This window comes from Roseovarius sp. W115 (assembly GCF_032842945.2).
In the GTDB taxonomy this organism is placed as follows: domain Bacteria; phylum Pseudomonadota; class Alphaproteobacteria; order Rhodobacterales; family Rhodobacteraceae; genus Roseovarius; species Roseovarius rhodophyticola.
In genome coordinates, this window is record NZ_CP146606.1 from 2,700,224 (window position 1) to 2,712,280 (window position 12,057).

11 protein-coding genes, 1 tRNA gene, 1 pseudogene and 1 other annotated feature are annotated in these 12,057 nt (G+C 53.7%); of the genes and pseudogenes, 5 read left to right on the top strand and 8 right to left on the bottom strand.

Annotation, left to right across the window (positions count from 1 at the left end; all coding sequences use genetic code 11):
* Positions 1–50 precede the first annotated feature (50 nt).
* The 7 genes from RZS32_RS13675 to RZS32_RS13705 form a co-directional block, all read right to left on the bottom strand.
* Positions 51–998, bottom strand: a complete 948-nt coding sequence (locus RZS32_RS13675; RefSeq protein ID WP_317057913.1) for an MBL fold metallo-hydrolase — start codon at positions 996–998, stop codon at positions 51–53.
* Positions 998–1,762 carry an MBL fold metallo-hydrolase gene (locus RZS32_RS13680; RefSeq protein ID WP_339106675.1) on the bottom strand — a complete coding sequence of 255 codons (765 nt, stop codon included), beginning with the start codon at positions 1,760–1,762 and terminating at the stop codon, positions 998–1,000. Before RZS32_RS13680 ends, RZS32_RS13675 begins: the two co-directional genes overlap by 1 nt.
* 651 nt (positions 1,763–2,413) lie before the next feature.
* Positions 2,414–3,442 carry a site-specific integrase gene (locus RZS32_RS13685; protein ID WP_317057527.1) on the bottom strand — a complete coding sequence of 343 codons (1,029 nt, stop codon included), beginning with the start codon at positions 3,440–3,442 and terminating at the stop codon, positions 2,414–2,416.
* A 35-nt stretch (positions 3,443–3,477) separates the two neighbouring features.
* Positions 3,478–3,939 carry a helix-turn-helix domain-containing protein gene (locus tag RZS32_RS13690; protein WP_339106676.1) on the bottom strand — a complete coding sequence of 154 codons (462 nt, stop codon included), beginning with the start codon at positions 3,937–3,939 and terminating at the stop codon, positions 3,478–3,480.
* A gap of 3 nt (positions 3,940–3,942) precedes the next feature.
* Positions 3,943–4,152, bottom strand: coding sequence for a helix-turn-helix transcriptional regulator (locus RZS32_RS13695; protein WP_317057529.1), 210 nt, complete (start codon positions 4,150–4,152; stop codon positions 3,943–3,945).
* A 325-nt stretch (positions 4,153–4,477) separates the two neighbouring features.
* Positions 4,478–5,125 (bottom strand): hypothetical protein, encoded by a 648-nt coding sequence (locus tag RZS32_RS13700; protein ID WP_339106677.1) that lies wholly within the window; start codon positions 5,123–5,125, stop codon positions 4,478–4,480.
* Positions 5,126–5,222: 97 nt separating this feature from the next.
* Positions 5,223–6,401: a tyrosine-type recombinase/integrase gene (locus tag RZS32_RS13705; RefSeq protein ID WP_317057914.1), complete on the bottom strand. Its 1,179-nt coding sequence runs from the start codon at positions 6,399–6,401 to the stop codon at positions 5,223–5,225.
* An 18-nt stretch (positions 6,402–6,419) separates the two neighbouring features.
* Here RZS32_RS13705 and RZS32_RS13710 point away from each other — a divergent pair.
* A protein-coding gene (locus RZS32_RS13710) for an IS3 family transposase (RefSeq protein WP_422395913.1) occupies positions 6,420–7,648 on the top strand; the annotation gives its coding sequence in 2 pieces (ribosomal slippage) (positions 6,420–6,714 and positions 6,714–7,648; 1,230 coding nt in all).
* Positions 6,707–6,823: a sequence feature (AL1L pseudoknot), on the top strand. Its footprint overlaps the gene before it by 117 nt.
* Positions 7,649–7,883: 235 nt before the next feature.
* Here RZS32_RS13710 and RZS32_RS13715 read toward each other — a convergent pair.
* Positions 7,884–7,973: transfer RNA gene (locus RZS32_RS13715), tRNA-Ser, on the bottom strand.
* Positions 7,974–8,178: 205 nt separating this feature from the next.
* Here RZS32_RS13715 and RZS32_RS13720 point away from each other — a divergent pair.
* From RZS32_RS13720 to RZS32_RS13735, 4 genes and pseudogenes are all read left to right on the top strand, one after another.
* The gene (locus tag RZS32_RS13720; protein WP_317057531.1) at positions 8,179–9,117 is read left to right on the top strand and encodes an SPOR domain-containing protein; all 939 of its coding nucleotides are present in this window, start codon (positions 8,179–8,181) and stop codon (positions 9,115–9,117) included.
* Between the two features lie 11 nt (positions 9,118–9,128).
* Positions 9,129–10,295 (top strand): D-alanyl-D-alanine carboxypeptidase family protein, encoded by a 1,167-nt coding sequence (locus RZS32_RS13725; RefSeq protein WP_317057532.1) that lies wholly within the window; start codon positions 9,129–9,131, stop codon positions 10,293–10,295.
* Positions 10,296–10,312: 17 nt separating this feature from the next.
* Positions 10,313–10,930 (top strand): dTMP kinase, encoded by a 618-nt coding sequence (gene tmk / locus RZS32_RS13730; RefSeq protein WP_317057533.1) that lies wholly within the window; start codon positions 10,313–10,315, stop codon positions 10,928–10,930.
* Positions 10,927–12,050, top strand: a pseudogene (locus tag RZS32_RS13735) (DNA polymerase III subunit delta'). The gene tmk and the pseudogene RZS32_RS13735 overlap by 4 nt, the downstream one beginning before the upstream one ends.
* Positions 12,051–12,057 lie beyond the last annotated feature (7 nt).

Below are 12,057 nucleotides of genomic sequence, written 5' to 3' on the forward strand. Positions count from 1 at the left end.
GATACCGGCAAGAGGTGTCTTTGATTTGGCTCAAACTGCGGCACTTAGCGCTATTCAAATTCCATCTGCTCGTAAACGCGCCCGGCATTTATGGTCGCAAGTTCGTCAAAAGTGTGCAGATGCGCGTATGGCGATTGGTCTACGTAGTAGGCGTCCGCCAAATCACCCCCATTGTCCAGATGCTCACCAATCTTCTCGCGTAAATAGACGAGGTAGTCTTTTGTGTAGCGCCGAACTTGGGCCATGTTTGTCGGGTGGCCGTGGCCGGGGATGACATAGGTTGCTCCCAAAGTCTCAAACTCAGTTTCCCAAGTTTCCAGCCAGTCTGCAGTCATGGTGTCCTCAAAGATGGGCAGCATGCGTTCATGAAAGGCCATGTCGCCCGCGATCACCAAGCTTTGCTCTGGTAGCCAGACCGAGATATCGCCGGGACTGTGGGCTGGGCCAAGGTAAAGCGCTTCGATTTTGAAGTCGCCCATTTCGATGAGGTATTCTTCCTCAAAAGTCTCGGTCGGGCTGGCCAGAAAAGTACCTTCAGCCTTTTCAAGGTTATAGCGCTTCATTCGCTCTAGAATCTGGGCCCCATATTCTTCGAACTCGTCTGCCGCGTCCACATGCGCGACAATTGGCACACCCTGCTCGGACCAATAGCCGTTCCCCAGCATCGCGTGCCCCTGACCGTTCTCGTTGAGCACCAATTTCACGGGTTGGTCCGTGATTTTTTTGATTTCTTCGTGCAAGGCTTTGGCCAAAACGTAAGCCGCACCGCCGTTGATCACGATCACGCCATCGCCGGTGACTATGAAGCTTAGGTTGTTGTTGTGGCCGGTGTTTTCGTAGGTGGGCGGGGCGGTTGCACCGATGGCAGACCAAACATACGGAATCACCTCCACCGGCTTGGAATAGAGTGCTGAGCCAGGGTACTGATCTGCGATATTCTCATCCGCCAGCGCCGGACAAGCTAACACCAAAGCAATTGGTCCAATCAGATTTCGCATCATAGATTTTCTCCAACAAAGCGATAGGCATTGCCGGTCGTTTCGACCCGCCCCATACCGCCATCCGGTAGGTGAAAGCCTACCATGGTCATCTGTTCATGCGCTAAGCGGTCAAGCAGGCCTTGTCGGGTCACAGCCGCTTGCTCCATGTCTTGGTCTGACCCGCTCAACCAATCAGGACGTGCAAAAGCCACATGGTGATTGCCAATGGCATCGCCCACGACCATTGCCGCATCAGATCCATTGCGCAGTTCAAAGCTCATATGGCCGGGCGTGTGGCCAAAGGAAGCTACCGCCGCGATGCCAGGCAGTATCTCCTGACCATCGTCGATAAGTGCGACCTGATCTTCGATGCTTTCCATGCGGCGTTTGGCACCGACTGCAAAGGCCGCACGGGCCTCACCAATGGTGTTCACGGTATCAGGGTCCCACCAATAAGCCCACTCATCCCGGCCCATCATGTACGTGGCTTCTGTGAAGAGAGGGTCATCAAACTCGTCAAGCAGACCCCATATGTGATCTGGGTGCGCGTGCGTAAAAACAACATGGGTGATGTCGTCCGGAGAAAGACCCAACTCTTCCAACGACTCAACCACCATACCGGCAGTTGGCATAAAGTCGGGACCAGAACCGACGTCAAAAAGCACCGTGTTTTGTCCATCGCGGTAAAGTGCAATATTACAAGCTGATTTCAGCTGATCTTTGGACAGACCGAATTCTGCAATCACTGGGTCTAGCTCGTCCTGCGGCATCGAACTGAACAAGAAATCACCTGGCAAAATCAAGTGCCCGTCACTGACCGTTGTAAGGCTTCCAGATCCAAGTCTTGCTTCCGCAAATGTGCGATGCGGAAGGCTGGCAAAACATGGCCAACTCACCATTCCAGAAACAAAAGCTCGCCGAGAAATCACCATCATTCAGCCCCTTTAAATTCTCACATTAGAATATGTATGATTAACGACTGATTTGCAATGATCCAGAGAACGATGTTGCCTATTATGAATTGCTTCAAACCAAGATGACAAAGCGTCCAAGTGAAAGTGCCAAAGCAGCGAGCACGCAAAAAGAGGCGATCGGAATCCGAACCGCGCAATCTGACCAGTCGACAATCTGCGAAGCAAGTCGACGGCTGGCTCTTCCGCACGGCAGCCTTCGGCCTTGATTTCGCGTTAGGGGCGTCATCATTGGGTCTAAAACTAAACTCAGCTACGTAATCAATGTCGAGTACATTGAAGCTGAAGTTGCTTCTTGCCATTCGCATGTTGGATACAGCAATACCAGTGCTAAATGTGGTATAATATGTGGTATTTTTATGAATTTATTTGAAATTATAGATTATTAACAGTTGTTTATATAATTTATAATGCAGACGAATCCGCCAAGCTATTCTCCGACGTGGAATTGAACATTCAAAATCACTGATACGAATGCCTAGACAACTTCGTAATTTCCTCGATCTGCTCCCGGCTCGTGAGCTTGCTGTAACTGTTGAGCGTAGTGGTGACGTCTGAATGACCCAAATTTTGGGTAAATGCTTTGAATGAACGGGGTGATGTACAGATGTCCATGCCAATATGGGTCAGCATGTGGCGAAAGCTGTGCGGTCCGTAGGCCGGTATGTGGACCCTCTGGAAGGCGTCTTTGACAATTGTACGGATCGAACCCGTCTGCGCCCAATGCGCACGCGCAACTTCTTCGCAGACAAAATTACGGTCAGGACTGATTTTGCGATCTGTTTTCGGAAAAAGAGGATCCTCTGGACCAAACAGCTTCTCATCATAGAGATATGTAACCCAATCCGCGAACGCGTCCCAGACGTCCTGTTCTGCAACGTAGAATGCTGTCACGAATGTCTTGGCGCCTTTTGTATCCACATCACGCGCATCTTGATGAACGGCTCTCTTGATCAAGTCGATCCGCTTTAACTTCAAAGATGCCGTAGCTTTGACTCGCGCGCCTGTCATCATCAAGAAGGCAAAGATCGCTCGATCGCGACGCTGCAATTCTGTTTTGGAAGGCATTGCACGGAATGCGATCAAAGCATGTTCCGGCAGGGGGTACTCAGGATCACGATGTTCGTTTGCTACACGTTCATCTTTACGGCTGAGTTTGTAGCAATCGGCATCCCCCCATCCGATCCGAGATTTATACCCGGGTTTGTCCGCCAGCCATTTGATGAAGTCGCGCACATGGCGCATGTGGTTGGAGCGCGTGGAGATGCTGAGAGGTTTCCCGGCGCAGCTGTTGGCCTCGGATAGCGCCTCTTTAAAGCGCTCCGGCCATGTCAGATTATGGCGCTTGAAATCTTTGTATCCCATGGCTGCTTCAAATACGCTCAGCGATGCTGCGACCTTCTCGACGGTTGCTTCTGGCAGCTGTTTGGCGCCGCGCAGATATCCGAAGTAATTGCGCTTCATTCGAGTGTTTTGTGAGTTGTGTTTCATGACTTGTCGCGCTCCTGCTCAAAGTACCAATGTCACTAGGAGCTTTCGGAGTCGGTTAGTGTCGTTGACCCCGACTGGTGTGTGACATCCAATGTTGTGCGAATCTTGCTGATCTGGTCGGTCCGGCAAAACTTCATGATGGCGCCATCACAGGTTCTACAGATGCTCGAGAGGCGCCCCTTTACGGGAGTTGCCGGGATATAGTCAGCCATGAGAAGGTATGGTTTGCGATAACCCTTGCACCGGAAGCAGAGGAAGTAGTTCCACGGCGCATTGGTTTCCGGCATGCTCCACTTCTGCGCTGCGGATTTTTGCCGTGCGAACTCCCGCAGATCACGCCCATCGAAAAGAAACGGCTTTTGATCTGCCATGCAGTATAAGCCCTCCTTGGTCCAATTGCGGATGGTCGCCACGGAACAGTTTAGGGCCTTTGCCGCTTGCGCGATGTCATAGGAGAAGTGCTTTTTGACCCGCCGCCAGTTGTATTTCCTGGCCATTGGTCAAACCTCACCATTGCCAGCTTCGACCCGGTTGGCTTCAGCCCAGGCGTTGAGATCTTCACCGCGGTAGATGATCTTACGACCCAGTTTGTAATACGAAGGGCCAATGCCCTTGTGTCGCCACTGAGCCAGTTTGGGTCGATCACCGATCAGATCCAGTTCCGGGTCACCCGGAAGGTAGTTGCGATTCTGCTCGAATAGGTTTGCCATTTCGTTTGCTTTCCAATGGTTGCCATCGGTCACAATCAAACAGGTTCGAATTTGGATTGAAAAATGCAGTAACAGCGCTCTTGGAAGGTGTTATTGACCATCACCTTTTTCGGACGGTTTTATAGCCAGTCGCGCCAGAATCTCATCTTCAGAAGGTGGCGGCGCGCCGTTTCGAATTATGGTGGCAAGAAGTGAATTACCTTCGGGCGCAGTATCACTTTCCGTCATTTGACCTACTGCCCACTCCGAATAGGTTCTCGGGTTTCCAGAGATATTCAACAGGCCGAAAGTCTCCTTAACGGCGCGCATATAGTCTGTAGAAGGTTCACCTGAATCGCTGAGGTGCCATACGTTGGCAGTTGGTTGGTTTTTTTGCGTAGAGCTTTGCGAGGCGAAGTGCGATTGCGCGGGCATAGTAATCTGGAGCGCGATACGGGACGTTCCAGAACTTATCCCGCTGGTTTTCAAGTTCTTGCAGTCTGTCACTAAGTGCCGTCCTCAACGTAAGAACAGCAACCATTGTTGAACTGAATCCTCCAACATCCGCCATAATTTTCTGCACCAATGTGTGACTTTGGTTGAGGTCACCGATCGGCGCACGGTCTTTGATCTTTCCAGTTAGAATACCCCCAAGACCAACAAGTGCAGATTTGCGTTCGTCTTCATCTCCATGAGCCACCAAGCAGCCAAAGAGCTTTCCGCAAAATTCTATGCCATCCTTGACGGCTTTATATTCATGCTGAAATTCAGCCTTTGTTTCGTGTTGATTGGGCCGCGTAATGTCAAAGGGGCTTCTACGGGTTTTAATTTGACTAGTAGCCAACGCGTTTTGTGGAAAATAGCGTTCGCTCGCTAAGCCAAAGCGTTCCAACATTCTGTCAACGACTTGATGTAACTTCTCAAGAAGGTCAACGGTGTCGGTTGGTTCAGCCTCACTATTCATAAAGGTGAGGTAGGCTTGACCTTTTCGCATTACACCCTGCGGCGTTTCGGTTTTGTTCGATTGCTCAAAGTTTGCTCAAAGGCAGGACAGGTGGACCCTTTTCGCATTAAAATTTTCACGCTTTTTGTCAAAAATTTGAGTTTGAGGCGTTGCCACAGACAAAGAGCGACCAGTTTTCCATCAAAGAACGCCGCTTTTCGAGCAAGTCAGAACGAGCGTAGGCCTGCTCAACCTGCGATCCGATTCGATGCGACAGGCTCATTTCTGCAACTTCGCGCGGTGCATTAGCGGCTTCTGCTGCCCAGTCCCTGAATGTCGACCGAAAGCCATGTACGGTGGCACCTTCGATTTTCATCCGGCGCAATAACATCAACATCGCCATATTGGATAGTGGCCGATGACGTTTCTGCCCCTCAAAGACATATTCGGATTGCATTGCTGTTAGTGGCTCAATGATCGCCAACATCTCAGACGTGAGCGGTACGCGATGTTCTTCTCCAGTCTTCATGCGCTCGTCAGGACAGGTCCAGACGCTAGTTTCAAAATCAATTTCACCCCAACGCATGCCAAGAACTTCGCCGGTGCGTGATCCTGTGAGGCAGGTAAACATCAAAGCCTTGGCGGCCATCGCATTGCGAGACTTCAAGTCTGCATAGAATGCCGGAACATCTCGCCAATCCATGGCTTTGTGGTGTTTAGGCTTACTTTTAACCTTGGGAAGCACACCGGCTTCCTTGATTGCCGTCACTGGGTTTTCACCTTCCCGAAAGCCTTTCGCGCGTGCCACGTCAAGCACGGTCTTTATACGCTGCATCAACCGTCGAGCAGTTTCATGTTTCTCTGTCCAGATCAGCGACACGCACATCAAGACTTCGGGTTGACCAATGCTGTCTAACGGCATCCGTCCCATCTTTGGAAAAGCATAGTCGCGCAGCGTGTTGATCCATTGCTGGCCATGCTTGGGATTGCGCCACGTGGGCAGGCGCTCAATATGCACTTGCTGCGCAAATTCCTCAAAGGTCGGAACGTCCTGTTTCGTATTGTAGCGCGGGTTCAAACCTTGTTTCGCCATGCGCCTATACTCTAGCGCGCGTTCCCGCGCCATGTTCAGCGTCACCACATCCGCGCCACCCAAACCAAAATCAGTGCGCAGTGGTCCGCCTCTGCGGTTTTTCTGCCCTTTGATCGTGACACGCACAATCCAACGCCTTGCGCCTGAGGGATCGACAACAAGGTAAAGACCGCTACCGTCACCGTGTCGCCCAGGACCGAGGTTTGAACCGCCCCTTGTTTGCCGGAGACCCAGAAGTAAGGATACTGGGTTATGGGAAAGACGAAGAACGGAACACGTTATCCAGAGGAACTGCGCGCCCGAGCGGTGCGGATGGTTTTGGATCACGAGGCAGAATATGCGAGCAGATCGGCAGCAATCTTGTCGATTTCTCAGAAGGTTGGATGCAGCAGGGACAGCCTGCGCATCTGGGTCAAACAACATGAGACAGACACGGGTAAGCGTGATGGTCTGACGACGGTTGAGAGGGAACGCATCAAGGAACTTGAACGCGAGAACCGGCAACTGCGTCAGGCCAATGAGATCCTCAAAAAGGCATCTGCTTATTTTGCACAGGCGGAGCTCGACCGCCCATTCCGCAAATGATTGCCTTCATCAAGGAGCACCGAAGCGTGCATGGGGTCGAGCCGATGTGCCGTGTTCTGCAGATTGCCCCGTCGACTTTCTACGAGCATCTGGCCGTTGAACGCGAACCTGACCGTGCATCGGATCGCGCCAAGCGGGATGCGTATCTGCGCAAAGAGATGAAAGACGTTTGGGAGAAGAACAGATCAGTCTACGGCGCACGTAAACTGTGGCATGCAATGAAGCGCGAGAGGATCGATATCGCCCGCTGCACGGTTGAACGCTTGATGCGCCAGCTTGGTATTCAAGGCGTTCGGCGGGGCAAGAAGGTCAAAACCACCTATGGTCAGCCTGCCGATCAATGCCCACTGGACAAGGTTAATCGCCAGTTCCGGGCTGCGATGCCAAACGAGCTTTGGGTGTCCGACTTCACGTTTGTGTCCACCTGGCGGGGCTTCGTCTACGTGGGCTTTGTCATTGATACCTTCGCCAACCGGATCGTCGGCTGGAAAGCATCGACAACACAGGACACGCAGTTTGTCTTGGATGCGCTCGAACAGGCGATCCATGCGCGCAGACCTGCTGAGAAACTGATCCATCATTCAGATCGCGGATCGCAATATGTATCGATCAAGTACACAGAGCGTTTGGTCGATGCAGGATTGGAACCATCCGTCGGCAGCGTCGGCGACAGCTATGACAATGCACTGGCTGAGACAATCATCGGCCTGTTCAAAACGGAAGTCATCAACAGGCTGGGGCCATGGAAGTCCAAAGATCAGGTCGAATGGGAAACCCTGCAATGGGTCGATTGGTTCAATAGGGAACGCTTGCTCGAACCTCTCGGCTACATCACACCAATCGAAGCGGAGGAGAAATACGAACAAGCCTTGAAATCAAACAAAATCGCAGCTTGAAATACGAACTCAACAGTCTCCGGCAAAACCGGGGCGGTTCAGGTCTCAACCAGCTTCTTTGTCAGCTTTCCAGTAAGCGCCGCCATCCAAAATACCACATTTCATACCACTTAATGAAAGTGTATCTGCGTTATCGAAATAAATCCAGCATTATTAGAAAGCGGTCTAAGTGGTTGTTAATAATAAATTTAAGGCATCACTGGAGATGCACTGAAAAAATTAAAAAAGAGTAAGGTGGCGGAGGCTCAGGGATTCGAACCCTGGGGACGCTTTCACGCCCGCTGGTTTTCAAGACCAGTGCATTCGACCACTCTGCCAAACCTCCGCGTTCGGACTTGTTACTGTGGCTTTTGTGATTCTGAAAGACATCACATTAGAGGATTTTCGCCAAAATTCTTTTGCGGACTTTTCTTAAAGCTGTGTTAGGGTTATTCTATCCAGGTGCAGGACACCTGTGCAAAACGAGCAAAACGCTGGCAAAGCTGGCACTGGCACCAAAAAATGTGCCGAAAACAGGCAAGGGACTGGTCATGAAATTTTCTCCGACGGGCAAAACTGCGCGCGTGCGCGCGATGTTAACTTCGGGCGCGGCGCTGGTGTTTCTGGCAGGGTGTTCCGAGGAAGGGCAGCTCAATCTGTTTAAGCCGGAATCGACAAACCCGGATACGGTGACAGCAGCGGATAACTCGATCAAACTGGTTGAGCGCGATGTGGAAGCGCCGGAGGTATTTCAGGTTGCCGATGATGGCCTCTGGGATGGTCGTCCGTCGCTTGGTGGTGTCTGGGTTGCGCATCCGGATGTGAAAGAGCCTGAACGTGTCATCATCCGCAATGAGAACAATTCGAAGTTTGTCATTGGGGCGTTGTTCCGTCGCGAGCGCGATAATCCCGGCCCGGCTCTTCAGGTGTCATCCGATGCAGCCGCAGCGCTTGGAATGTTGGCTGGCGCCCCTGTGAACCTGAATGTGACGGCTCTGCGTCGTGAGGAATCCCCTGATCCAGCCGCGGCCTTGGAAGCTTCGGTCACTGATGCAGGGGCAGAGGGTCTTGCTGCGCCAGAGTCTGTCGAGACTTCAACCCTGGAACCTCTTGCCGGTGCTGCCGCCGCGATCGAAGCGGCGGAATCCAGCGCAACGCAAACTGCGGCTGCGCCAGAAGCGGTAGCCGATATCGAGCCGACAAATGTCGCGGTCGCACCAGCAGCAGTTGCTACGCCCAAACCTACATCAAGCTCTCTGGATAAACCCTTCATTCAAATCGGTATTTTCAGTGTAGAGCAAAACGCTAAGAATACCGCTGTCGCCATGCGTCAGGCGGGTATGGTGCCCACGGTTCTGGCGCAAAATTCGCAAGGCAAACCGTTTTGGCGCGTGGTCGTGGGGCCAGCCCAAAGCGCCGATGAGCGCAAAACGCTCTTGAACAAGATCAAAGGTGTAGGCTTTGATGATGCCTATCCTGTGACCAACTAGGCAGACTTTACATGTTGGGTCTTTTTCGACTGATCTCAGTCCTTATTTTATCTTCTGCCCTGGCCTCGCCGGGGCAGGCTTTTGATACAAGTGCCAAATCCGCATTCGTTATGGATGTGGGGACGGGCACTGTATTGCTGGCCAAAAACGCAGATGAGCCTTTGCCGCCCGCGTCCATGTCCAAGCTGATGACGCTCTACGTGGCGTTTGAGGCGTTGCGTGATGGGCGGTTGTCCTTGTCAGAGACGCTGTCTGTGTCGGAACAAGCTATGAGCTATGGCGGCTCAACCATGTTTCTGGATACGACCGACAAAGTCACGGTCGAAGATTTGCTGCGCGGGATTATCGTGCTTTCGGGCAATGACGCTTGCGTTGTAATCGCCGAGGCGCTCAGTCCGGATGGCACCGAAGCCGGATTTGCACGCTTCATGACACAGCGCGCGCAGAAGATGGGCATGACGAACTCCACTTTCACCAATTCCAACGGATGGCCGAATGCGGATCACAAGATGAGCATGCGGGATTTGGCTCTATTGGCACGGCGTATTATTGAAGATTTCCCCGAGTATTACCCAATGTTTGCCGAGACAGAGTTTGCGTTTGACGGGCGAGCGCCAAAAAATACACAGAACCGAAATCCTTTGCTCAAGGCGGGGATCGGCGCGGATGGGCTGAAGACAGGCCATACCCAAGCCGCGGGCTATGGCCTTGTCGGGTCGGCCAAACAAGGCGACCGCCGCGTGATTTTTGTGATTTCCGGCATGGATAGTGCCGCCAGACGCGCCGAGGAATCCGCGAACCTTGTGAACTGGGCGTTTCGGCAGTTTTCAGAGGCCAATGTTGCACAAGCTGGTACGGAAATCGCCCGCGCGAACGTGTGGATGGGCGTGCAAAGCTCAGTCGGTCTAACCACGGCCGAGGATATACGTACGTTGGTGCCGGTGCTTGGCGGCAACGAGATCAACGGTGAAGTGGTCTACACTGGCCCTGTACGCGCGCCAATTTCCAAAGGGGACGAGATTGCCGAGTTGATCTTTGCTCCCGAAGGACTTCCCGAAATGCGTGTCCCGCTGGTGGCGGCAAATGATGTGGCCAAGGGCGGATTCAATATCCGGCTGAAAACCGTGGCGCAGCTCTTGCTGACGCGGTTGCAACAGGGGCCTGAGGGCGCGCTTTGAGCAATCCGAGGCGGTCATTGGGTCGCTTTATCACTTTCGAAGGCATTGACGGATCGGGAAAGTCGACGCAAGCCCGGCTTTTGGCGGAGCATTTGCACGCGGATGGACATGATACTGTCCTGACGCGTGAACCCGGAGGCAGTCCGGGGGCCGAAGACATTCGTAAACTGGTGCTGGAGGGCGCGCAGGATCGGTGGTCGCCTGAAACCGAGCTTTTGCTCTTCACAGCGGCACGTCGCGACCATCTTGAGAGGGTGATCGACCCCGCGCTGGAGCGCGGCGCGATTGTGATCTGTGATCGCTACGTGGACAGCACACGTATGTACCAAGGCATCGCACGTGGCCATCAGCGCGAGCAGGTGGATGCCTTGCACGATCTGATGGTCAAACGAGATCCTGATTTGACGTTGCTCATTGATATGGAGCCGAAACGCGGTCTGGACCGGGCTTTGGGGCGCGGCGGAGACGAGGAGCGGTTTGAGTCCTTCGGGGAGGGGTTGCAAGCGCGCATACGACAAGGTTTTCTTGATTTGGCTGAAGAATTTGCGGATCGGATCGTGGTTATTGATGGCAACCGGCAGATAGACGATATCGCTGGTGAGATACGGGCGCTTGTGACAAAAACGCTTGCATGAGCGAAGACCCCTTGCCAGAGCCTGACCGCATTGATGGCGCGCCGCATCCGCGTGAGACGGTGCAGCTTTTTGGCCATGACGTGGCTGAGGACACCTTTCTGACTGCCTTTAACGCAGGCCGGTTACACCACGCCTGGCTGCTGTCGGGCCCGCGGGGGATCGGCAAGGCGACTTTCGCCTGGCGATTGGCACGCTTTTTGCTGGCGACGCCCGATGCAGACGCGGGGGGCTTTTTGGCGATGCGCTGCCTGCGCCTGACACATTGGATGTTCCCTCCGATCATCCCGTTGCAAGGCGCATTCTGGCAGGATCGGATCCGGGGCTGTTTCATATCCGTCGGGCGGTGAATGAGAAAACCGGCCGGCTGCGCGATCAGATCGTGGCCGACAATGTGCGGGATCTGAACCGGTTTCTTGGTCTGAGCGCCACGGATGGCGGGCGGCGTGTGGTGCTGATTGATGTGGCTGATGAGATGAATGTTCAGGCCGCAAACGCGCTTCTTAAGATGCTCGAAGAGCCACCGGTGCGCACAACCTTCCTGCTTGTCAGCCATCAGCCCGACCGGCTTTTGCCGACGATCCGGTCGCGCTGTCGCGATTTGCGGCTGATGCCGCTCTCGGCGCAAGATATGCAATCGGCGCTGGCGCAGGCTGGGATAGAGGCGGGTGCGGATGCCGCGGCCCTGGCGGAGCTCTCGGGCGGATCAGCGGGCGAGGCTGTACGGCTTCACAACCTCGATGGATTGAAGATCTATGCTGAATTGCTGAATCTTTTCGCCTCGCTGCCACGACTGGACCGTGCGCGGGCTGTGAAACTGGCCGACGCATCTGCTGCGCGCGGTGCCGAAGAAAAGCGCGATATCCTATTCTATTTGCTGGATCTTTTCTTGGTGCGCCTTGCGCGTGCCGGGGCTGCCGGGCAGGTGCCGCAGCCCGTTCTACCCGCAGAGCCCGAGGTCTTGAGCCGCCTGTCCGCAACGCCGCAGCAAGGCCGCGCCTGGGCCGATTGCGCGCAAGAGATCAGCGCGCGGGTGCAACATGGGCGCGCGGTCAATCTTGACCCTGCCGCGTTGGTGCTGGATACGGTGTTCAAACTACAAAAAACGGCCGCATCCTTCTGATCCGGCG

Bases quoted from the DNA above. Each gene is read 5' to 3' on its own strand.
- RZS32_RS13675 (WP_317057913.1), bottom strand. From the start codon at position 998: ATGCGAAATCTGATTGGACCAATTGCTTTGGTGTTAGCTTGTCCGGCG.
- RZS32_RS13685 (WP_317057527.1), bottom strand. From the start codon at position 3,442: ATGAAACACAACTCACAAAACACTCGAATGAAGCGCAATTACTTCGGA.
- RZS32_RS13690 (WP_339106676.1), bottom strand. From the start codon at position 3,939: ATGGCCAGGAAATACAACTGGCGGCGGGTCAAAAAGCACTTCTCCTAT.
- RZS32_RS13695 (WP_317057529.1), bottom strand. From the start codon at position 4,152: ATGGCAAACCTATTCGAGCAGAATCGCAACTACCTTCCGGGTGACCCG.
- RZS32_RS13700 (WP_339106677.1), bottom strand. From the start codon at position 5,125: ATGCGAAAAGGTCAAGCCTACCTCACCTTTATGAATAGTGAGGCTGAA.
- RZS32_RS13720 (WP_317057531.1), top strand. From the start codon at position 8,179: ATGAAATTTTCTCCGACGGGCAAAACTGCGCGCGTGCGCGCGATGTTA.
- RZS32_RS13725 (WP_317057532.1), top strand. From the start codon at position 9,129: ATGTTGGGTCTTTTTCGACTGATCTCAGTCCTTATTTTATCTTCTGCC.